The 21,427-nt window shown below is 71.1% G+C and carries 15 protein-coding genes and 1 riboswitch; of the genes, 7 read left to right on the forward strand and 8 right to left on the reverse strand.

Features of this window, described 5'->3' with window-relative positions; translation table 11 throughout:
- Positions 1 to 153: 153 nt before the first annotated feature.
- The 5 genes from sucD to ACZ6KY_RS27075 form a co-directional block, all read right to left on the reverse strand.
- Entirely contained in the window at positions 154 to 1,038 is an 885-nt protein-coding gene (sucD, locus tag ACZ6KY_RS27055; RefSeq protein WP_329301294.1) for a succinate--CoA ligase subunit alpha, read from the reverse strand.
- A 21-nt stretch (positions 1,039 to 1,059) separates the two neighbouring features.
- Positions 1,060 to 2,238 (reverse strand): ADP-forming succinate--CoA ligase subunit beta, encoded by a 1,179-nt coding sequence (gene sucC / locus ACZ6KY_RS27060; RefSeq protein ID WP_469312888.1) that lies wholly within the window; start codon positions 2,236 to 2,238, stop codon positions 1,060 to 1,062.
- A gap of 417 nt (positions 2,239 to 2,655) precedes the next feature.
- Positions 2,656 to 3,828 carry a VWA domain-containing protein gene (locus ACZ6KY_RS27065; RefSeq protein ID WP_469312889.1) on the reverse strand — a complete coding sequence of 391 codons (1,173 nt, stop codon included), beginning with the start codon at positions 3,826 to 3,828 and terminating at the stop codon, positions 2,656 to 2,658.
- Positions 3,825 to 6,434, reverse strand: coding sequence for a DUF5682 family protein (locus ACZ6KY_RS27070; RefSeq protein ID WP_469312976.1), 2,610 nt, complete (start codon positions 6,432 to 6,434; stop codon positions 3,825 to 3,827). Before ACZ6KY_RS27070 ends, ACZ6KY_RS27065 begins: the two co-directional genes overlap by 4 nt.
- Before the next feature lie 65 nt (positions 6,435 to 6,499).
- Complete coding sequence (locus ACZ6KY_RS27075; protein ID WP_469312890.1) at positions 6,500 to 7,645, reverse strand: ATP-binding protein; 1,146 nt, start codon at positions 7,643 to 7,645, stop codon at positions 6,500 to 6,502.
- A gap of 133 nt (positions 7,646 to 7,778) precedes the next feature.
- Here ACZ6KY_RS27075 and ACZ6KY_RS27080 point away from each other — a divergent pair, with 133 nt between their 5' ends.
- From ACZ6KY_RS27080 to ACZ6KY_RS27090, 3 genes are read left to right on the forward strand one after another with little or no spacing between them, the layout of a single operon-like run.
- The gene (locus ACZ6KY_RS27080; RefSeq protein ID WP_469312891.1) at positions 7,779 to 9,134 is read left to right on the forward strand and encodes an SWIM zinc finger family protein; all 1,356 of its coding nucleotides are present in this window, start codon (positions 7,779 to 7,781) and stop codon (positions 9,132 to 9,134) included.
- Positions 9,128 to 9,250 (forward strand): hypothetical protein, encoded by a 123-nt coding sequence (locus ACZ6KY_RS27085; protein ID WP_469312892.1) that lies wholly within the window; start codon positions 9,128 to 9,130, stop codon positions 9,248 to 9,250. The genes ACZ6KY_RS27080 and ACZ6KY_RS27085 overlap by 7 nt, the downstream gene beginning before the upstream one ends.
- Before the next feature lie 25 nt (positions 9,251 to 9,275).
- Positions 9,276 to 10,898 (forward strand): DUF5691 domain-containing protein, encoded by a 1,623-nt coding sequence (locus ACZ6KY_RS27090; protein ID WP_469312893.1) that lies wholly within the window; start codon positions 9,276 to 9,278, stop codon positions 10,896 to 10,898.
- A gap of 204 nt (positions 10,899 to 11,102) precedes the next feature.
- Here the strand turns inward: ACZ6KY_RS27090 and ACZ6KY_RS27095 are convergent, their stop codons facing one another.
- A complete protein-coding gene (locus ACZ6KY_RS27095; protein WP_469312894.1) occupies positions 11,103 to 11,519 on the reverse strand; it encodes a cobalamin B12-binding domain-containing protein in 417 nt (138 codons plus the stop codon).
- Positions 11,520 to 12,315: 796 nt separating this feature from the next.
- Between ACZ6KY_RS27095 and ACZ6KY_RS27100 the strand changes: the two genes are divergently transcribed.
- Positions 12,316 to 13,179 (forward strand): esterase/lipase family protein, encoded by an 864-nt coding sequence (locus ACZ6KY_RS27100; protein WP_469312895.1) that lies wholly within the window; start codon positions 12,316 to 12,318, stop codon positions 13,177 to 13,179.
- A 126-nt stretch (positions 13,180 to 13,305) separates the two neighbouring features.
- Positions 13,306 to 15,096 carry a M23 family metallopeptidase gene (locus ACZ6KY_RS27105; RefSeq protein WP_469312896.1) on the forward strand — a complete coding sequence of 597 codons (1,791 nt, stop codon included), beginning with the start codon at positions 13,306 to 13,308 and terminating at the stop codon, positions 15,094 to 15,096.
- Between the two features lie 132 nt (positions 15,097 to 15,228).
- On the opposite strand, the gene pcrA is transcribed toward ACZ6KY_RS27105, so the two are convergent.
- A complete protein-coding gene (gene pcrA, locus ACZ6KY_RS27110; protein WP_469312897.1) occupies positions 15,229 to 17,715 on the reverse strand; it encodes a DNA helicase PcrA in 2,487 nt (828 codons plus the stop codon).
- 368 nt (positions 17,716 to 18,083) lie between these two features.
- Positions 18,084 to 18,253: riboswitch (cyclic di-AMP (ydaO/yuaA leader) on the forward strand.
- Between the two features lie 8 nt (positions 18,254 to 18,261).
- Here pcrA and ACZ6KY_RS27115 point away from each other — a divergent pair.
- Together ACZ6KY_RS27115 and ACZ6KY_RS27120 are read left to right on the forward strand one after the other, a co-directional pair.
- Complete coding sequence (locus ACZ6KY_RS27115; protein WP_469312898.1) at positions 18,262 to 19,434, forward strand: C40 family peptidase; 1,173 nt, start codon at positions 18,262 to 18,264, stop codon at positions 19,432 to 19,434.
- A gap of 230 nt (positions 19,435 to 19,664) precedes the next feature.
- Positions 19,665 to 20,645 (forward strand): tellurite resistance/C4-dicarboxylate transporter family protein, encoded by a 981-nt coding sequence (locus ACZ6KY_RS27120; protein ID WP_469312899.1) that lies wholly within the window; start codon positions 19,665 to 19,667, stop codon positions 20,643 to 20,645.
- A gap of 144 nt (positions 20,646 to 20,789) precedes the next feature.
- On the opposite strand, the gene ACZ6KY_RS27125 is transcribed toward ACZ6KY_RS27120, so the two are convergent.
- On the reverse strand, positions 20,790 to 21,143 hold the full coding sequence (locus ACZ6KY_RS27125) for a hypothetical protein (RefSeq protein WP_469312900.1): 354 nt from the start codon (positions 21,141 to 21,143) through the stop codon (positions 20,790 to 20,792).
- Positions 21,144 to 21,427 lie beyond the last annotated feature (284 nt).

Raw genomic sequence — 21,427 nt, forward strand, 5'->3', positions numbered from 1 at the left:
TGGGGGTAGGGCGCGAACATGCGGAACGCAGAATAGTGATCGCCCTTCGCGGCTATGTCCTCCTCCCCCCCCCCCCCCCCCCCCCCCGCACCCCCCCCCCCCCCCCCCCCCCCCCCCCCCCCCCCCCCCACCGGCGTTCGGTCGGGCGACAGCTCAGCCGGCGAGGATCTCGCGCGCGAGCTTGGCCGTCTCGGTCGGCGTCTTGCCGACCTTGACGCCCGCGGCCTCAAGGGCCTCCTTCTTCGCGGCGGCCGTGCCGGAGGAGCCGGAGACGATGGCGCCGGCGTGGCCCATGGTCTTGCCCTCGGGCGCGGTGAAGCCGGCGACGTAGCCGACGACCGGCTTCGTCACGTTCTTCGCGATGAAGTCCGCCGCACGCTCCTCGGCGTCGCCGCCGATCTCGCCGATCATGACGATCAGGTCGGTGTCGGGGTCGGCCTCGAACGCGGCGAGCGCGTCGATGTGCGTCGTACCGATGACCGGGTCGCCACCGATGCCGACGGCGGACGAGAAGCCGATGTCACGGAGCTCGTACATCATCTGGTACGTCAGCGTGCCGGACTTCGAGACCAGGCCGATGCGGCCCGGCTTCGTGATGTCGCCCGGGATGATGCCGGCGTTGGACTGGCCCGGGGTGATGAGACCGGGGCAGTTCGGGCCGATGATGCGGGTCTTGTTGCCCTTCGACTTCGCGTACGCCCAGAAGGCGGCGGAGTCGTGGACGGCGATGCCCTCGGTGATGACGACCGCGAGGGGGATCTCCGCGTCGATCGCCTCGACGACGGCGGCCTTGGCGAACGCCGGCGGCACGAAGAGGACGGACACGTTGGCGCCCGTCTTCTCGATCGCCTCGGCGACCGTGCCGAAGACGGGGATCTCGTTGCCGTCGATGTCGACGGAGGTGCCCGCCTTGCGCGGGTTCACGCCACCGACGATGTTCGTCCCGTCCGCGAGCATGAGCTTGGTGTGCTTCATACCCGTGGCACCGGTCATGCCCTGGACGATGACCTTGCTGTCCTTGTTGAGGAAGATAGCCATGGCTGTTTAGTCCCTCGTCCCTTACTTCGCAGCCGCGAGCTCGGCGGCCTTGTCGGCCGCGCCGTCCATGGTGTCCACGCGCTGGACCAGCGGGTGGTTGGCGTCCGACAGGATCTTGCGACCCAGCTCGGCGTTGTTGCCGTCGAGACGCACGACCAGCGGCTTGGTGACTGCCTCGCCCTTGTCGGCGAGCAGCTGAAGCGCCTGGACGATGCCGTTGGCGACCTCGTCACAGGCGGTGATGCCACCGAAGACGTTGACGAAGACGGACTTGACGTCCGGGTCGCCGAGGATGATCTCCAGGCCGTTCGCCATGACGGCGGCGGAGGCGCCACCGCCGATGTCGAGGAAGTTGGCGGGCTTGACCCCACCGTGGTTCTCACCGGCGTAGGCGACGACGTCGAGGGTGCTCATGACGAGACCCGCGCCGTTGCCGATGATGCCGACCTCACCGTCGAGCTTGACGTAGTTGAGGTTCTTGGCCTTGGCGGCGGCCTCGAGCGGGTTGGCCGACTCCTTGTCCTCGAGCGCGGCGTGGTCCGGCTGACGGAACTCGGCGTTCTCGTCCAGCGACACCTTGCCGTCAAGGGCGATGACCTTGCCGGAGGCGACCTTGGCCAGCGGGTTCACCTCGACGAGGAGGGCGTCCTCCTTGATGAAGGTGTCCCACAGCGTCACCAGGATCTCGGCGACCTGCTCGGCCACCTCGGCCGGGAACTTCGCCTGGGCGACGATCTCGCGGGCCTTCTCGATCGACACGCCTTCGTTGGCGTCGACCGGCACCTTCGCGAGGGCGTCGGGGTTCTCCTCCGCGACGACCTCGATCTCCACGCCGCCCTGAACGGACGCCATGGCGAGGAAGGTGCGGTTCGTGCGGTCGAGGAGGTACGAGACGTAGTACTCCTCGATGATCTCGGGCGCGGTCTCGGCGATCATCACCTTGTGGACCGTGTGGCCCTTGATGTCCATGCCGAGGATGTCCGTCGCGCGGGCGACGGCCTCGTCCGGGGTGGCGGCGAGCTTGACGCCGCCGGCCTTTCCACGGCCACCGACCTTCACCTGCGCCTTGATGACGGACTTGCCGCCAAGACGCTCGGTCGCCTCGCGGGCTGCCTCAGGCGTGTCAATGACTTCACCGGCCAGCACCGGTACACCGTGCTTGGCGAAGAGGTCCCTCGCCTGGTACTCGAACAGGTCCACGCGCGTCCGTCCCTATCAGTGATCTCGCGGTTCGTTGTCTGCGTGGGCGTGCCGCGAAGGGCAACGTGACGTCCGCTGTCACAAGGGTGGCGCACACGATGTCCGAGCGCGCGGCATGTCCGTCTCGCAGGTTATCGCCGTGGGACGCGGGTCCCTAAATCGCAGATCACACCTCAGCGGTGATACCTGTCACAGAACGGGTCCGGACCGCCCCTCACCAGGCCGGGGATTGCCTGGTGAGACCCCTCTGAACAGCCGCTGATGGCCCCTCGCGAGTGGCCCACACCCCCATGGGGACCGCCCTGTCCTCGCACAGGGGTCCGGTCGGGTGGATCCGCGGGCGATCGGCCGTCCGGGTCCACGAGCCCGCGAAGTCGGTCACGCGTCGGAAGTCGGTCACCCGCCACCCGTCCCTTCTCACCGGGTGTCCGGTATCGGCAGCGGCCGCTTCTCGATCGCGGCGGCCATGACCTCGGGGAACAGATCGGGTGTGCAGGCGAACGCCGGCGCGTCGAGCGCCGCGAGCGCCGCCGCGTGCTCACGGTCGTACGCGGGCGCCCCCTCGTCGGACAGCGCGAGCAGCGTCACGAACTGCACCCCCGACGCCTTCATCGCCGCGACGCGCTTCAGCATCTCGTCGCGTATCCCGCCTTCGTAGAGGTCGCTGATGAGGACGACGACCGTGTCGGCCGGCCTGGTGATCTGGGACTGGCAGTACGCGAGTGCCCGGTTGATGTCCGTGCCGCCGCCGAGCTGGGTGCCGAAGAGGACGTCGACCGGGTCGTCGAGCTGGTCGGTGAGATCGACGACGGCCGTGTCGAAGACGACGAGCCGGGTGGCGATGGACCGCATCGACGCGAGCACGGCACCGAACACGGAGGCGTAGACGACCGACGCCGCCATCGACCCCGACTGGTCGATGCAGAGGATGACCTCCTTCTTCACCGACTGCGAGGCCCGCCCGTAGCCGATCAGCCGCTCGGGCACGATCGTGCGGTACTCGGGCAGGTAGTGCTTCAGGTTGGCCGCGATCGTGCGGTTCCAGTCGATGTCGTGGTGGCGGGGTCTGCTGATCCGGGCGCTGCGGTCGAGGGCGCCGGTGAGCGTGGCCCGGGTGCGCGTGGCGAGCCGCTTCTCCAGGTCCTCCACGACCTTGCGCACCACGGCCCGCGCGGTCTCCTTCGTCGTCTCCGGCATGGCCTTGTTGAGGGAGAGGAGGGTGCCCACCAGGTGCACGTCGGCCTCCACCGCCTCCAGCATCTCGGGCTCCAGGAGCAGGGCGGAGAGCCCGAGCCGGTCGATGGCGTCGCGCTGCATCACCTGTACTACGGAGGAGGGGAAGTAGGTCCGGATGTCGCCGAGCCAGCGCGCGACCGACGGTGCCGACGCCCCGAGCCCCGCCGAGCGGTCCCGCCCCGGCTGTCCCTTGCTCCCGTCGCTCCCCTTCCCGTAGAGCGCGCCCAGCGCCTTGTCCATGGCGGCGTCCTGCCCGGAGAGCACGCATCCGGTGCCGTCCGCCTCCTCGCCGCCGAGCACCAGCCGCCATCGCCGCAGCCGCTCGTCGCCGACGCTCACCGCTGCCTCGGTCATGGAGCCACCCTCACAAGATCGTTGTCCTGGTCCTGGTCCTGGTCCTGGTCCTGGTCGTGCTCGTTGCCGTCGCCGTGACGCGTCCGGTCGGCCCGGTCCCCGCCGTCCGTGTCGCCCGCGCCGTCGCTCCGGCCCTCCGCGTTGTCCCCGCCGTCGCTCCGGCCCTCCGCGCTCTCCTCGGCATCACCGGACTCGCCCAGCCCGAGCAGCAGGCTCAGCAGCGGCAGTACGGCGTCCGCCCGCCCGGTGTCGAGGCCGACGGCGAACCCGGGTATGCCGGAACCGGAGCCGGTGACCTCGGCATCCGCACGCGGCGCCGGACCGCGCCGGACGAGTTCACCCAGCGTCCTGCGCACCCCCGTCTCGTACGCCGAGAACGTCCGGCGCAACAGCGGCAGCACATCGGTGAACGCCTCCTTCGGCACCCCGGTCAGCCACGCGTCCACGAGCCCGAGCAGCCGCTCGTCGTGCACGAGCAGCATGCCGCCGCCGGAGCCGCCCCCGACGAACCCCTCGATCCACGCGGCCGCGTCCGCGGGCTCCGTCCCCGGCGAGAGCACGAGCCCCATGAGCCGCGCGGCCTCTTCCTGCGCCAGCTCCCCTTCGTCGAGGAGCAGGCGGACCGCCCGCCCTCTGACCACCCCGGGCACGGTGTCCCGCGCGGCGAGCACCCGCAGCACGGAGTGCCAGCGCCCCCGGATGCCGCCGGCCGGAGCTCTGTCTCCGGACGAAGCGGCCCCCGCGGTCGCCTCCCCCAGCAGGCCCACCGCCCCGTGCACGGCGTCGACGTGGCGGCGCATCTCCTCGGCGGCGTCGCTGTCGAGGGCGGTGCAGGCCGGGGGCAGCCCGACGAAGACGCGCTCGGCGAGGCCGGCCGCGACATCAGCGAGGGCGTGGGTGTCCGTGCCGCGTACGTCGCCGTACCGCAGGGAGCGGACGAGTGCGGGCAGCGCCTGCGCGAGGTGGCCCACGTCGGCGTCGAGGGCGGCCCGGTCGGCGAGCACCCGCATCACCACGGGCAGCGCGTCCGGGAGTTCGGCGAGAAGGCAGCGCTCGGCGAGCGCCGTGACATCGGCCAGGGACGGCGCGCCGACGGCATCCGCCTCGGCCCTGGCCGTCGCGGCGGCCAGAACCGTCGTGCCCCACACGCCTGCTTCGGCGACCCTCACCGACAGCTCCGGCTCCCAGCGGAGCCGCCAGGTCTCCCGGAAGGTGCCCGTGCTGCCGCGGGACGTCGCGGGCTCGCCCCACGCGACACCCAGGAGCCGCAACCGGTGCAACAGAGTGCTGCGCCCCGCGTCGGTCTCCTTGCGCAGGTCGAGCTCGACCTCCCGCTCCAGTGCCTCGGGCTTGAGCCGCAGCCGCCGCTGCGACCGCGTGAGGTCCCGCTGCAACGGCACCGCCGGGGCGGATTCCGGCACCTCCCCCAGCACATCCCCGACCACGAGCCGGTCGCGCACCAGCGCCAGGGGCACGTCCGAGCCCTCGCACATCACGGCCCGGACGGCATCGGTGGTCTCGGTCAGTCCGGGCAGCGGGCGCCCGCGCATCGCGGCGAGTGTGTCGGCCAGTCGCACGGCCTCGATGACGTGGGCCGACGACACGCCCCGGTCCTCGTCGCGCAGCAGCCGGGCCACCTTGGTCATCCACCGCGCGACCGGGCGGTCGGGGGCGCTGAACAGATGCCCGTACCAGCCCGGCGAGTCGATGCCGGCCCCGTACCCGCTGACCCGGGAGAGCCTGCGGTGCGTCCAGGGCACCCATGTCAGGTCGACCTTGGCCTTGGGCAGGCCCTTGAGGAGTGCCCGGTCCGCGCCGACCGTGGTCCGCTGCCGCAGCGCGGGCACGTGCCAGGCCCCGCACACCACGGCCACGTCGTCCCCGGACTCCCGCTGTGCCGCCCGGATCTGGAGCCGCATGTACGCCTCACGCACCAGGTCCCGGTCGTGTCCCCCGACCCCGTACACCTCGCGCAGCGCCCCCATGGCCTCCTCCAGCACGGCGAACGGCGCGAACGGATCGCCCGCCGTCCCGGCCCGGTGCTCGACCACGTCCTCCCACCAGCGCTCCGGGTCGTCGTAACCGGCCACCTCGGCGAGCACCCCGAGGGGGTCGATCCGCACGGCCTCCGCGTCGGGAGAACGGTCAGCATCACCGCCCGCACCCGGCCACCCGGAATCACCCGCCGTGGCGGAAGCACCAGCCGGGCTGGGCGCGTCGGAGTTCCCGGGCGGGCCCGGCTCGGCTGCGAACGGGCTCCCCGGCTCGTCCCGTTCCGGGTCCGCCTCGTCCTTTCCCCAGGCCAGGGTGTGGGCCGCCGGGAGGTCGATGAAACGGGCCGCCGCTCCGTGTTCCAGGGCCCACTGGATCGCCACCCACTCCGGTGAGAACTCGGCCAGTGGCCAGAAGGCCGAGTGGCCGGGCTCGTCCACGACATGGGCGAGGAGCGCCACGGGGGGCCGCATGTCCTTGTCGGCGGCCAGCGGGACGAGCCGGTCCGCCTCGGGCGGCCCCTCGATCAGTACGACCCGTGGAGCCGCCGCCTCCAGCGCGGCCCGCACGGCCCGCGCCGACCCGGGCCCGTGATGCCGCACGCCGAGCAGCAGCGGCCCGGCGCCCCGGGCGGTCGCTCCGTGCTCCGGCGCGGGCGGCCCGGCGTCCCGTTCCGCGTTCACGCGCTCACCTCGCGGCAGGCGCGGTAGAAGTCCTTCCAGCCGTCACGCTCGCGGACGACCGCTTCCAGGTACTCCTGCCAGATGACACGGTCGGCCGCGGGGTCGCGCACGACAGCGCCGAGGATGCCGGCGGCGACATCGCTCGCCCGCAGGACGCCGTCGCCGAAGTGGGCTGCCAGAGCGAGGCCGTTGGTGACGACGGAGATCGCCTCGGCCGTGGACAGCGTGCCGCTGGGCGACTTCAGTTTCGTCCGCCCGTCGGCCGTGATCCCGTCGCGCAGCTCCCGGAAGACGGTGACGACACGGCGGATCTCGTCGACACCCTCCGGCACGGCGGGCAGGTCCAGGGAGCGGCCGATCTGGTCGACCCGGCGCGAGACGATGTCGACCTCGGCGTCGGCGCTCTCCGGCAGCGGCAGCACCACCGTGTTGAAACGGCGGCGCAGGGCGCTGGAGAGTTCGTTGACCCCGCGGTCGCGGTCGTTGGCCGTGGCGATCAGGTTGAAGCCGCGCACGGCCTGCACTTCCTGGCCCAATTCCGGTATCGGCAAGGTCTTTTCGGAGAGAATCGTGATCAGGCTGTCCTGTACGTCCGCGGGCACGCGGGTCAGTTCCTCGACCCGGGCCGTCATGCCCTCGGCCATGGCCCGCATGACGGGGCTCGGCACCAGAGCGTCCCGGCTGGGCCCGTGCGCGAGCAGCCGCGCGTAGTTCCAGCCGTACCGGATGGCCTCCTCCGGCGTGCCGGCCGTGCCCTGCACGAGCAGTGTCGAGTCGCCGCTGACCGCCGCGGCCAGGTGCTCGGACACCCAGGTCTTCGCGGTGCCGGGCACACCGAGCAGGAGCAGCGCCCGGTCGGTGGCGAGGGTGGTGACGGCGACCTCGACGATGCGGCGCGGCCCGACATATTTGGGGGTGATCACGGTGCCGTCCGGCAGTGTGCCGCCCAGCAGGTAGGTGGCCACGGCCCAGGGCGACAGCAGCCAGCGTTCCGGGCGTGGCCGGTCGTCCTGCGCGGCGAGCGCGGCGAGTTCGGCGGCGAAGGCGTGCTCGGCGTGCGGTCGCAGCACCTCGCTCGGCCTGCTCGCCCCCCTCTCTTCCGCGGGTGTGTGAACGGACGTCGGTTCAACGGACACGGACATGGCTCGGTCCCCCTCCAGCTCGGCCGGTTCGGATCTGGTTCCACCGTGCACCACGCCACTGACAATGCGCTCTGACCTGCGCAAACGTGCTCGCGAGGATCGATTGTCAGTGGCGGGACCTACCTTCGATGGCATGACACAGCAGGCGGTGCGCTGGACGGCGGATCAGGTGCTGGCACTGGCGCCTGACGCCGCGTCGCGCAAGGCGGGGAGCAAGCTCGGCGCGGCCGGTCCGTGGTCGGAGGCGGGCAGTACCGAGGAGGGGACGGTATGGGGACTGTGCAGGGGAAGTGGCAGCAAGCCGTATCAGACGGTCATCGACATCGCGGGCTCGACGGGTCCCGCTTACAAGTGCAGTTGCCCGAGCCGAAAGTTCCCGTGCAAGCACGCGCTGGGACTGCTGCTGCTCTGGGCGGGCGCGGACGGCGCGGTGCCGTCCGGGCAGGCGCCGGACTGGGCCGCCCAGTGGCTGGAGGGAAGACGCAAGCGCGCGGAAGACAGGAATGCCGCGGGCGGGGGATCTGGAGCTTCTTCGTCGGGTGATCCGGAGGCGGCGCGGCGCAGGGCGGAGCGGCGGGCCGAGCGGATCACCGCGGGGGCGGCCGAGTTGGAGCAGCGCCTCGCGGACCTGCTGCGTGGCGGCCTCGCCTCCGCCGAGCGGGCGGGGTACGGGATGTGGGAGGAGACGGCTGCCCGGATGGTCGACGCGCAGGCACCCGGTCTGGCGGCGCGTGTAAGGGAGTTGGGCGCGATTCCCTCGTCGGGACCGGGCTGGCCGGTGCGGCTGCTGGAGGAGTGCGCGCTGCTCCACCTTCTCGACCAGGGATGGCTGCGGCGCGAGCGGCTGCCGGACGGCCTGGCCGCGACGGTCCGTTCGCGTGTGGGGCTGCCCGGCTCGGCGGACGGCCCGCCGGTGCGCGACCGCTGGCTGGTCCTCGCGCAGTACGACACGGCGGACGCCCGGCTCACGACGCGCAGGATCTGGCTGTACGGCGCGGAGTCCGGCCGCACGGCCCTGGTCCTCTCGTACGGCGCGGCCGGCCGGGCACCCGAGCTGGCGCTTCCTGTGGGGCTGGCCTTCGAGGCGGAGCTGTCCGCTTACCCGGGCGCCGGGCAGCCGCGGGCGGCGCTGGGCGAGCGGTTCACTCCTCCGGCGCCCGCGGCGATACGTCCGGCGGGGCTGACCACGTCCGAGGCCGCCGCCCGTTACGGAGAGGCCCTGCGCGCCGACCCCTGGCTGGACTCCTGCCCGGTCACCCTGGAGCGGGTCATCCCGGCCCCGGACGGCGATTCGTGGCAACTCACGGACGTGAATGGCGAGTTGGCTCTTCCCCTCAGCCCTTCGTCGCGGTCCCGCCCCGATCTGTGGCGTCTGGTCGCTCTGTCGGGCGGCGCCCCGGTCACGGTCTTCGGCGAGTGCGGCCACCGCGGCTTCACGCCGCTGACGGCGTGGGCGCAGGGCGAGGGCGAGGCGGTGCCGCTGTGCTGACCGCCGCCATCACCCTCGTCAGCCCACGCGTCACCCCGCTCGCCATCGCCCTGGTCCGCCCACTCGTCACCTTGCTCGCCACCCCGACCATCGCCGCGACGGCCGGTAGCCGCTGATGCCCTCCGTACGGAAAGGACGACCATGAACACGACCTCGGCTTCGGCGGGCGCGCCCGTCGGCGGTTCCTGGGAGGAACTCGTCACCGTGGCGCTGCTCGGGACCGAGCGACGTACGCCTCCGGGGCACCACCCCGGGCAGGAGGCACCGGTGGCGCTGCTGGACGCGGCGGCCGTGGAGACCGTGCGCAGGCGGGCCGGAATCCGGCCGGCGCCGGCGGCGGCCCGCCCGGAACCCGCGGCGCCGGACCCGCGGAGCGCGCTGCCGCCCGCCGCGGCCCGCAGACTCGCGACGCTGCTGGCGGACCGGCCCGGCACGGGCGGCGGTGGCCGCAGAGGGGCGGCGCCCGACCTCATGGAACTGCTGCCCCAGTGGCTGGCCATGGCGAACGCCCGCGGATTCGCCGCACCTCCGCAGACCCTTCCGGCGCTTCTCGACGCGGCCCGGGGGCGCACGGACCTGCGTCCCGCCGCGCTCGCGTTCGCCGGACCGCGGGCTCTGTGGCTGGCCCGGCTGAACCCGGAGTGGCGGTTCGCGCTGCGCGCCTCGCCAGGCGGCGGCGCCGCGCTGCCGGGGCTGGAAGAGGCCGGTCACATACAGCGGTTGTGGCAGGAAGGGCTGTTCGCCGAGCGGGTCGCGCTGCTGGCGGCGGTGCGGGCCGAGGATCCTTCCGCCGCACGCGAGTTGCTCGTCACGACCTGGACGACGGAGCGGGCCGAGGACCGGCTGATGTTCCTCGACTCGCTGCGGTCCGGGCTGTGCGCCGACGACGAACCCTTCCTGGAGCGGGCCCTGGCCGACCGCAGCCGCAATGTACGGGCGACTGCGGCCGAGTTGCTGTCCGCGCTGCCGGGTTCCGCGCTCGCGGCCCGGATGGCGGCCAGAGCCGTCTCGTGCGTGGCCGTCGACCGCACTCGGGGTACGCCGGTGATCGTGGTGGAGGCACCGCACGAGTGCGACGCGGGGATGGAGCGGGACGGGGTGGTGCCGAAACCCCCGGCCGGCCGAGGTGAACGGTCCTGGTGGCTGGGCCAGTTGGTCGAAGCGGCGCCGCTCGGGACCTGGCGGGACCGGCTCGGCGGGCGTTCTCCGGAGGAGATCGTGGCCCTGCCGGTGGCGGACGGCTGGCAGGGGGAACTGCACGCGGCCTGGTGCCGGGCGGCGGTGCGGCAGCGCGATCCCAAATGGTCGAGGGCGCTCCTCGGGGCACCCTCCGCTCCGGAGGCCGGGGGGCCCGGGGCGGTCTCCCTGGCCGAGCGGGCCAAACTGCTCGCCACTCTGGGCGCGGGGGAGCGGGCCGAGTGGGTGGCCGGGTTCATCGGTACGCACGGACTGTCCGAGGCGTTCCAGCTGCTCGGGGTGTGCGCGGTGCCCTGGGCGGGGGGCCTCGGACGGGCGGTGGTCGACGCCCTCGACATCGCGCGGGACGCGGGGAGCTATCCCTGGAGCTTCAGCGGCGTGATGGGGCTGGCCGAGCGTTGCCTCGACCCCGCGGAGGCGGGGCGGCTCGAAGGTCTCACCTCGGTTCCCGACGAGTCCGAGCACGCGGCACCGGGGGCCGGCGGCTACTGGGCGGAGGCGTTCCAGCGACTGGTGACGACCTTGCGCCTCAGAGCAACGATGTCCGCCGAACTCACCGCGCCATGAGCTTCCGCCCACCCCCTCGGCGCGGCGCCAGTCCCGCCCGGCGTCCCGGCGCGCCCCGCTCCTCGTCCTCCGAGGAACGCAGGGAATGCAGGGAACCAGCGAACCCAGGGAGGCCAAAGCTCCCCAGCGCTGAAGCTCTCCGGCGCTGGAGAATGCCGAGGGCCGTCCGTGTCCGGGTGGCGGCGGAGGTGAGGTACCCGGCGGTTACGCGCCGGCCGGTTGCCGGACGTTCGCTCGTACCCACTCCACGATCGACACCGTCGTCGCGCCCGGTGTGAAGATCTCCGCGACGCCCTTCTCCTTGAGGGGAGCGATGTCCGCCTCGGGGATGATGCCGCCGCCGAAGACCTTGATGTCCTCGGCTTCGCGCTCCTTGAGGAGGCCGATGACGGCCGCGAAGAGCGTGTTGTGGGCACCGGAGAGGATGGACAGGCCGATCGCGTCGGCGTCCTCCTGGATCGCGGTGTCGACGATCTGCTCGGGGGTCTGATGAAGCCCCGTGTAGATGACCTCCATGCCGGCGTCGCGCAGCGCCCGCGCGATCACCTTGGCCCCGCGATCGTGGCCGTCGAGCCCCGGCTTGGCCACCACCACGCGGATCGGACCGGCTGCCACACCCATCACTGCCTCCATGAACCGACTACATCAACCTGCGCCGACGAGGACTGCCGACACCTGCCTACGACTACCGACTGACTGCCCGACCGACTGACGACGGCCGACGACTGATCGATAATTCACCGATTGACCAGCACCGACTACCCGCTGTCACCAGCGGATAGCTGTCGACCAGGCCGACTACTGACCATCGACACATATCGCTCAATTTTCCGCTCGCCACACCGGATCGCCCCGGACGACCGATCGCGCCAAGCGGCACAGGGCCCCCGGGCCCTTTCGGCCGGTGAAGTGAACGAACGTTATCGCCAGCATCCCGCAACCGGCAGTTTCGTGGTGCCGACCGAGGGGGAAATCACACATTGGGACAAGTTCGCCGCGCACGGTTCCGTATCGCGGCACTGGCGCCGCAGGAAACCGCGGCGTACGGGCCACGACCGGAGCAGGCGCAAGAAGAGCCGCGATCAGGTGGCCACACCTTCGCGTCGTCAGCGGGACGGCATGGTGGTGGGGCACATGGCGACGGCACGACAGCGGGGAGCGACGCCGGAAAGAGGACCACGGGAACACGAAGACGACTCCACGCCACGACGCGACGCACGCGCACCCAGCGCGGCGGCCCGTCGCGGAGCCGGAGTCGGCGTCGTATCCCGGCCCCTTCCGCTGAGCACTCCGTAGCGTCACCGGTCTCACACGCCGCAGACGCTCCGTCGGCCACCGCCGTCGCCGACCTCACGGCTTTCCACTAGGGCACACGGGGGACGGAGTGGTCCTCCCGCGTGCCGACTGGAGGTCGGCCATGAAGGTCAATGAGGCTGCGTCGCCCTTTCTGCCCCTCTGTCAGCGCCTGTTTCCGACGAAACTGGCAGGGCTCTCGGTGGCCCTGTTGAAGGCGACGGCTCTGGAGCTCGCGATTCTCGCCGGGCACCTCCTCCTCTATCCCTCCGGCATCACCCAGGAACGGCGAACCGGACACCCTCTCCCCTCGCCCGACGTCACCGCCAAGCTGCCCACGGAGGCCAAACCCCCGGTCGTCCTGCTGCACGGGTTCATCGACAACCGCTCCGTCTTCGTCCTGCTGCGCCGCAACCTCGCCCAGCACGGCAGACAGCACGTCGAGTCCCTCAACTACTCACCGCTGACCTGCGACATCCGCACCGCGGCGGAGCTGCTGGGCCGGCACATCGAGGAGATCTGCGAGCGCACGGGTCACGAGCAGGTGGACATCGTCGGACACAGCCTCGGCGGGCTGATCGCGCGCTACTACGTGCAGTGCCTGGGCGGCGACACGCACGTCCGCACACTCGTCACGCTGGGCACCCCGCACTCGGGCACCCGCGTGGCTCCCTTGCTGAACGCGCACCCGATCGTCCGGCAGATGCGTCCCGGCTCCGCCGTGATCGAGGAACTGACCGGGCCCGCCCCGGGCTGCCGTACGCAGTTCTTCAGCTTCTGGAGCGACCTGGACCACCTGATGGACCCGCTGGAGACGGCCTGCGTCGAGCATCCCGACCTGCTCGCCCAGAACGTCCGCGTGAGCGGAGTCGGCCATCTCGCGCTGCCCGTGCATCCGGCCGTCGCGACAGGGATCCGGCAGGCACTCGACAGCGAGGTGTCGGGCACCCGCACCGCCGCCCGGATCGGCGGCCTCACGGTGGCCTGAGGAAGACACGAGGGGGCCGAGGACGGGCTGACGGCCGCCCGACAGCCCTCCCACAGCCCCGACACTTCGAACGCTTATCGAACGCCAGGCCAAAGCCTTGCCCGCCCTCCCCCGAAACACGGCCGAATGCCCGTTTCCCACGAAGGGGAAACCTGCGGAAGATTGTCGCGCCCGCATACCGCCGGGTACAGTCACCGCACTGCTCTGCCAGCCCCTGTTGTCGAGGCGAAAGAGAAGTTGGTGAACGACCGTCACCCGTCGGGGATCGCGACTCCCCCGGCTCCGGCTTTCGACGCCGCCTCGGCGCTCTACGCGCCCTACGGTGCGCAAGAAGCCCAGTACGGCGACTTCACCGCGTACGGCGACCACTCCGCCACGGCTTTCGGCTCGGGCGCGAACGCGGCCGGCGCAGGCTCCCACTCCGGCACGGACTTCGCCGGTGACCCGCTCTTCGGCGACATGTCGGGCGGCGGCGGCACCGGTTCGTACGACGCCACGCAATGGAACGCCGGCGCCCAACAGCCGCAGAACTACGACCCGTACGCGGCGCAGCACCAGGCCGCCTACGACACCGGCGCCCACAGCACGACGGCATGGACGAACGGCTACCAGCAGTTCGCCGCCATCCCCGCGCAGTATCCGGGCCCCGACGCCTCGGGCCAGTGGGACGCGAACGCCTGGATCCAGCCCGAGCAGCAGCTCGACGGCACCCAGCAGTGGACCGTGCCGACGCAGGAGACGGGCGCGTACGACGCCACGCGGTGGAACAGCGCCGGCGGCCAGGACGCGTACCAGGCGTACGAGCACCCGCAGCACGAGTCCTACGAACAGCGGCATCCGCGGTCCGAGTCGTACGAACAGCCGCACGCGGAGCCCGAGTCGTACAACCACGAGCTCACGCAGCTCGACATGACGTACGAGCAGCAGTCCGATCCGGGGGCCCGGGTTCCCTTCGACCAGCAGGCGACCGCGACCTTCGACCAGGCGACCCACGGTCAACTCACCTCGGACGAGGGCGAGTTCGACGACGCCGAGGATTTCGCGGACACGGACGACCTCGACGGCTCCGACGACGCGTACGACCCGTACTACGAGGGGCGCGAGAGGCCGCTGCTCGACGACATGGAAGAGGTCACCCCGGCCCGGCGTCCCGCGACGCGGACCGCTTCCCGTTCCCGGCGCCGCAGCCCCGCCAAACGTTCCGCTCTGCTGACCGTCGCGGTGCCCTCGGCCTGTGTGATGGGGGTGGCGGGGATCGCCGCCGCCTCCGTGGGCGGCATCGGCGGCTTCGGCGGGAACGACTCGAAGGACACCACGGCCAGCGCCTCCGACGCGACCTCCGTGAAGCCGTCGGCCGCGAACATCAAGCTGGACACCCAGCTCCAGAGTCTCTCCGCGGGCGCGGACGACTTCGCCGACCGGGCGAGCCGCACGCAGGAACGTATCGACCTCAAGGCCCAGCAGGCGACGGAGAAGAAGAAGGCGGCGGAGGCGGCGGCCCGCAAGGAGCGGCTGCGTCCGAAGTTCGTCCTTCCGGTGACGCAGCGGGGCCTCAGCGCCTACTTCGGCCAGGCCGGCGTCAACTGGATGTCCGTGCACACGGGCATCGACTTCCCCGTCTCCTACGGGACGTCGGTGATGTCCGCCATCGACGGGACCGTCCGGACGCAGTGGAACAGCGCGTACGGCAACATGATGATCGTGACCGCGATGGACGGCACGGAGACGTGGTACTGCCACCTCTCCTCGTACAAGGTCCCCTCCGGCACCACCGTGAGGGCCGGTGACCAGATCGCCTTCTCCGGGAACTCCGGCAACTCGACCGGTCCGCACCTGCACTTCGAGGTCCGCCCGGCCGGCGGTGCGGCGATCGACCCGCTGCCCTGGCTCCGCAGCCACGGCCTGGACCCCACGTAACAACCGGACGTCACGTACCACCGGGGCGCACGTGACCACCAAGGGCGCGAGGGGCGGTTGACCGCCGGGGCCCCGGCGGTCTTCCGACAGCCGTGGGTCCCCGCGATCCGGTCCCGCGCGTGATCTCCCGGGCTACAGCTTCTCCACCGGCGCGTACCGCAGCAGCAGCCGCTTCGGCTTGGGCTCTCCGAAGTCGACCGTCGCCTCCGCGTTCGCGCCCGTCCCCTTCACGCCGACGACGGTGCCGAGGCCGAACTGGTCGTGCGTGACCCGGTCCCCGACGGCCAGGGAGACCACCGGCTTCTCGGAGACACCGCGGCGCGTGGCGAACCCGGAGGCACCCGAGGCCGCGGACCGCGAACGCGAGGACGACAGGGAGGCGGCGACACCGGAGACCGGACCGGCCGGCATGGACGCCGTCGCCCCCGTGCGCTTCCAGTCCAGATGGGTCGCCGGGATCTCCTCCAGGAAACGGGAGGGCGGGTTGTACGACGGCTGCCCCCAGGCGCTGCGCATCGACGACCGGGTGAGGTAGAGCCGCTCCCGCGCGCGCGTGATGCCGACGTACGCCAGGCGCCGCTCCTCCTCCAGCTCCTTGACCTGCCCGAGCGCGCGCATGTGCGGGAAGACGCCGTCCTCCATGCCGGTCAGGAAGACCACGGGGAATTCGAGGCCCTTGGCGGTGTGCAGGGTCATCAGGGTGATGACGCCGTTGCCGTCCTCCTCGTCCGGGATCTGGTCGGAGTCGGCGACCAGCGCGACCCGCTCCAGGAACGCGGCGAGTCCGCCCGCGTTCTCGCCTTCACCGATCTCCTGCTCGAACTCCAGGGCCACGGCGGCGAGTTCCTGAAGGTTCTCGATCCGGGTCTCGTCCTGGGGGTCGGTCGACGCCTGCAACTCGGCGAGATAGCCGGTGCGTTCGAGGACGGCCTCCAGGATGGTGGCCGGGCCCGCGCCGGACTCGACGATGGTGCGCAGGTCCTCCATGAGCGTGTTGAACCGCTTGACCGCGTTGGTGGAGCGCGCGGCCATGCCGTAGGCCTCGTCGACGCGGCGCAGCGCCGCCGGGAAGCTGATCTTCTCGCGCTGCGACAGGGCGTCGATCATCGCCTCGGCGCGGTCGCCGATGCCGCGCTTGGGCACGTTCAGGATGCGGCGCATCGGGACCGAGTCCTCGGGGTTGGACAGCACCCTGAGGTACGCCAGGACGTCCCGGACCTCCTTGCGCTCGTAGAAGCGGACGCCGCCGACGACCTTGTAGGGCAGGCCGACGCGGATGAAGACCTCTTCGAAGACACGGGACTGGGCGTTCGTCCGGTAGAAGACCGCGACGTCGCCTGCCTTGGCCTCGCCCGCGTCGGTGAGACGGTCTATCTCGTCGGCGACGAACTGGGCCTCGTCGTGCTCGGTGTCCGCGACGTAGCCCGTGATGTTCGAGCCCGCGCCCGCGTTGGTCCACAGGTTCTTGGGGCGGCGGGACTCGTTGCGCTCGATCACCGCGTTGGCGGCCGACAGGATCGTCTGGGTGGAGCGGTAGTTCTGCTCCAGGAGGATCGTCGTCGCGTTCGGGTAGTTCTCCTCGAACTGGAGGATGTTGCGGATGGTCGCGCCCCGGAAGGCGTAGATCGACTGGTCCGCGTCACCCACGACGCACAGCTCGGCGGGGGGCAGTTCGTGCGCGCTGGGCGGTACGTCCACGGGGTGCTCGGAGGTGCCCACGAGTTCCCGGACGAGCGCGTACTGCGCGTGGTTGGTGTCCTGGTACTCGTCGACCATGACGTGCCGGAAGCGGCGCCGGTAGTGCTCGGCGACGTCCGGGAAGGCGCGCAGCAGATGGACCGTGGTCATGATCAGGTCGTCGAAGTCGAGCGCGTTGGCCTCGCGCAGCCGCGACTGGTACATCGCGTACGCCTGGGCGAGGGTCTTCTCGAAGCCGTCGGTGGCCTGAGCGGCGAAGTCCTCCTCGTCGATCAGCTCGTTCTTCAGGTTCGAGATCTTGGCGCTGAACGACTTCGGCGGGAAGCGCTTGGGGTCGAGGTCGAGATCACGGCAGACGAGCGCCATCAGACGCTTGGAGTCGGCGGCGTCGTAGATCGAGAAGGACGAGGTGAATCCGAGCGTCTTGCTCTCGCGGCGCAGGATGCGGACGCAGGCGCTGTGGAAGGTCATCACCCACATCGCGTTGGCGCGCGGGCCCACGAGCGCCTCCACGCGCTCCTTCATCTCGCCCGCGGCCTTGTTCGTGAAGGTGATCGCGAGGATCTGGCCGGGGTGGACGTTGCGCTCGCCGAGCAGATGCGCGATCCGGTGCGTGAGCACCCGGGTCTTGCCGGAGCCGGCACCGGCCACGATGAGCAGCGGGGAGCCGGAGTGCACCACGGCCGCGCGCTGGTTCTCGTTCAGTCCGTCCAGCAGGGCCGCCGGGTCCACGGCGGGCCTGGGCGCGCCGTCGCGGTAGTACGCGTCCCGGCTCGGCGGCATGTCGAACTTCCCGCCGAACAGATCGTCCGGAACCGGCTCCGGTACGTGATCGTCCTCGGGCGGCGGCGGGTGTTCGTCCTCGTGGGCCGCGGAGGGCTTGAGGTCCGCCAGGAAGCTGTCGTCAAAGAGGCTGCTCATCGCTCTCCGAGTCTAGGCCGCCCCACTGACAGCCCGCCGCCACCCCGGGAACTCGACCGGAACTCGTGACGCGAATCCCGGACATCCGGGCCCACACGACCGCCCATCACCTTTCATGACCGACCTGTCACTCCAGGTGAGGTTCGGCGGGACGCCTCCGCAAGGGAGCCGCCATCACATGAAGGTCACAAGCACCATTGACCCCATATACGGATAGATCAACTCAAACGCATCACATGAGACGGAGTACGCGGCGAAGGTCACGAAAATGTATCGGGCATATCGCACATCAACCTTCACACGGGCCACAACAGTTGGTTAGCGTGCCGGAAGGCCACTCGACCGCAACCGGCGAACCTCGCCGGGCCGAGCGGCCTCCGCCGAGTTCGGTACGCCCACGGGCCGCCGGAGCCGGGGACCCACCGAACTCGGGGTGAATCGGTCCAACCGCCTTGTGGGGCATGGACCGTAGGGCAACCTTCCGGAACCACCCGCCCGAACCCGACAGCTAACTCGGCAGGCGGATGACGGAAGGAGTCGCCTCTCTTGGCGTCGCACCGCAAATGGCGTCCTACGGGTACGCGCATCGCAGGCATACGGACCCCGGCCCTCGCCACGGCGGCCCTCGCCTCCGTGGCCCTGCTCTCCCAGACGGCGAACGCCGCCCCCTCGGCCGAACCCAGACCCAGCGTCGAAGAGGTCTCGAAGAAGGTCAACGACCTCTACCACCAGGCCGAGACGGCCACCGACAAGTACAACGCGACCCGGGAGAAGGCCGCCAAGCAGCGGAAGCGCGTCGACACCCTGCTCGACGACGTCGCCCAGCGCACCGAGAAGCTCAACACCGCGCGCGAGGAGCTGGGTTCGTTCGCCGCGGCGCAGTACCGCACCGGGGCCGTCGCGCCCAGCACCGCGACACTGCTGCTCGCGGACAACCCGCAGGACTACTTCGACCAGACCCAGCTGATGAGCCGTCTGACGACCCGCCAGAAGGCGGCCGTGGACGACTACATCACCGACCAGGCCGCCACCACCAGGAAGCGTACGGAGGCCAGCCGGAGCCTGCAGTCGCTGACCGCCTCGCAGAACGCGCTCAGGACGTCCAAGGCCGCGGTGCAGCGCAAGCTCGGCGAGGCCCGCGGCCTGCTCTCGAAGCTGAACGCCGAGGACAAGGCGCGGCTGGCGGCCATCGAGAAGAAGAAGCAGGAGCGGGCCACGGCCAAGGCGGCGGAGCTGGCACGACAGCAGGCGGCCGCCGAGAAGGCCGCCCAGCGGCAGTCGTCCGGCACCACGACCGGCTCGACGGCCGGATCGACTGCCGGACCGGCGACGGGATCGACGGCCCCGGACTCCTCGTACGCGACCAAGGCGGCCAAGGCGCTCGCGTTCGCCCGCACCCAGATCGGCAAGCCGTACGTCTGGGGCGCCACCGGCCCGGACTCCTACGACTGCTCGGGCCTGACCCAGGCCGCCTGGAAGGCCGCCGGTGTCGGTCTCCCGCGCGTCACCTACGACCAGGTGAACGCCGGCACGACGGTCTCCCTCGCCGACGCCCAGCCCGGTGACCTGGTCTTCTTCTACAACGACATCAGCCACGTCGGCCTCTACATCGGCAACGGCATGATGATCCACGCGCCGAAACCGGGAGCGTACGTCCGCGAGGAGTCGATCTACTACGACGGCACCTCGGCGATCCACAGCGTGGTGCGCCCGGCGTAGTCCGGGGCGCGGGCGACATCCTTCGCGGGGCACGCGCGCGTGGAGCGACTGAAGCTCCACGCGCGTGTGCCCCTCGTTTCGTACGGCACGCACGCGTGCCCCGGCGTTTCGTATCCCACGCGCGCGTGCTCCGCTGTTTTCGTCCCCCACGCACGCGTGCCCGGTGTTTTCGCGCTCCCCACGCGCGTGCCCCGTCGGTAACCGGTCCGGAGATCCCTAGCATCGGGCGCATGCCAGATACACCGGACATGCCGGACACCGCTTCGTTCCGCGCCTGGTGGGCGGGACGGTCGCCCGCCGCCGGAACCGCCGTCATGGCCACCGGCGTCATCTCGATCGGGCTGCACCTGACCGGCTACGAGACCCTCTCCCGGATCGCGCTGGTCCTGGCGTCGCTCGCCTGGCTCGGGCTCGCCGCGGACTTCCTCGTCCGGCTGGCGGGCGACCGGGAGCAATGGGTGCGGCAGGCCGGCACGCCGGCCGGGCTCAACGCGGTCGCGGCGACCACCGTGCTCGGCACCAGGTTCTCCGTACTGGGGTGGCAGGGGCTCGCCGAGGTCCTGCTCGCCCTGTCGGCCGCGCTCTGGCCGATCCTGCTGCTGGCCGTCGTACGGCACTGGCGGCGCCGTATGGCGGGAGAGGTGTTCCTCGTCTGCGTGGCCACGCAGGGGCTCTCGGTCCTCGGCTCGACGATCGCCACCGCCGTGGGTTCGGACTGGCTCGCGCACACGGCGATGGTGCTGTTCTGGCTGGGGATCGTGCTCTACGGGGTGTCGTTCGCGCACTTCGACCTGTGGGAGGTGAGGAAGGGCGCCGGGGACCACTGGGTGGCGGGCGGCGCGCTCGCGATCTCGGCACTGGCCGGGGCGGAACTCGTCACCGCGCACCACGTGAACATGTACCTGTGGAACAACGACGACCAGGGCGTCCTGCGCGCCGCGACCGGCACACTGCTCGTGCTCGACCTCGCCTGTTACTGCCTGCTGATCATCGCGGAGGCGGTGTGGCCGCGCCCGCGGTACGACATGCGGCGCTGGGCGACCGTCTTCCCGCTGGGGATGACGGCGGTGGCGACCCTCTCGGTCGCGTCCGCCCTCGACGTCTTCTGGCTCAAGGGCACGGGGCAGGTGCTGCTGTGGATCGCGGTGGCGGCGTGGCTGGCGGTCGCCGCGGGCGCCGCCCTCGCCGTCAGGTCCTCGACACGGGCGTGAAGGCGCCGGTCCAGCCTGCCCTCACGGAGGTACGGAGGTGAGGCGCCGGTCCAGCCTGCCTCGCGGAGGTGAGGGGGCCGGCCAACCCTGCCTCGCCAAGGCGAGGGGCCGGCCAAGCCTCGCACGCGGGGGTGAACGTGTCTGTCAGGTCCACAGGACGGCGATGAAGATGTTCGCGACGGTCAGCAGCCCGACGAGGCCGAAGAGGCGCTTGTCCACCGTCTCGTCGTCCCGCTTCACATAGACGAGCCCGAGGATCACGATCAGCAGGGCCAGCTTCACACCGATCTTGACGGTGTTGACCGTGTTGCCGTCGGCCTGGTTGAGCCCGACCAGGGCGACACCGGTGACCAGCATGGTCAGCGCGCCGTGCAGCATCGCGGGGACGAAGCGGGCGGTGCCCTTGCCCATCGCCTTCATCTGGGTGAAGAAGCCGCCGAGGAGCGCGGCGATGCCGATGATGTGCAGGCCGACGAAGAGGTGGATGAGTACGCCCATGGGGCCGGAGCCTAATCGCACACCCTGACGCCCCTTCCCACCGGGCCGCCCCTTCGCTCCACCTCCCCGCTCCCCCCTCGCTCGTCACCCTCTTGTCACCAGGCCATCGCGTGTCATCCATAGCACCGGCACCGCTCCGGCTGTCCGGGATTCACCGCATCGGTCATCACCCTGCGTGAAGCCGGTGAAGCCAAGCCGGAATCCTGGTCACATTCGATCACTCGGCGATCCAGTGGCGGCAGTTCCGTACATAGCGTTACCAACGCCACACTCCCAGGTTTAGC

Source organism: Streptomyces sp. NPDC042002, from assembly GCF_055588305.1.

Bases quoted from the DNA above. Each gene is read 5' to 3' on its own strand.
- ACZ6KY_RS27065 (WP_469312889.1), bottom strand. From the start codon at position 3,828: ATGACCGAGGCAGCGGTGAGCGTCGGCGACGAGCGGCTGCGGCGATGG.
- ACZ6KY_RS27120 (WP_469312899.1), top strand. From the start codon at position 19,665: ATGCCAGATACACCGGACATGCCGGACACCGCTTCGTTCCGCGCCTGG.
- ACZ6KY_RS27105 (WP_469312896.1), top strand. From the start codon at position 13,306: ATGCCCGTTTCCCACGAAGGGGAAACCTGCGGAAGATTGTCGCGCCCG.
- ACZ6KY_RS27095 (WP_469312894.1), bottom strand. From the start codon at position 11,519: ATGGGTGTGGCAGCCGGTCCGATCCGCGTGGTGGTGGCCAAGCCGGGG.
- ACZ6KY_RS27125 (WP_469312900.1), bottom strand. From the start codon at position 21,143: ATGGGCGTACTCATCCACCTCTTCGTCGGCCTGCACATCATCGGCATC.
- ACZ6KY_RS27080 (WP_469312891.1), top strand. From the start codon at position 7,779: ATGACACAGCAGGCGGTGCGCTGGACGGCGGATCAGGTGCTGGCACTG.
- ACZ6KY_RS27100 (WP_469312895.1), top strand. From the start codon at position 12,316: ATGAAGGTCAATGAGGCTGCGTCGCCCTTTCTGCCCCTCTGTCAGCGC.
- sucD (WP_329301294.1), bottom strand. From the start codon at position 1,038: ATGGCTATCTTCCTCAACAAGGACAGCAAGGTCATCGTCCAGGGCATG.
- ACZ6KY_RS27090 (WP_469312893.1), top strand. From the start codon at position 9,276: ATGAACACGACCTCGGCTTCGGCGGGCGCGCCCGTCGGCGGTTCCTGG.
- ACZ6KY_RS27075 (WP_469312890.1), bottom strand. From the start codon at position 7,645: ATGTCCGTGTCCGTTGAACCGACGTCCGTTCACACACCCGCGGAAGAG.
- pcrA (WP_469312897.1), bottom strand. From the start codon at position 17,715: ATGAGCAGCCTCTTTGACGACAGCTTCCTGGCGGACCTCAAGCCCTCC.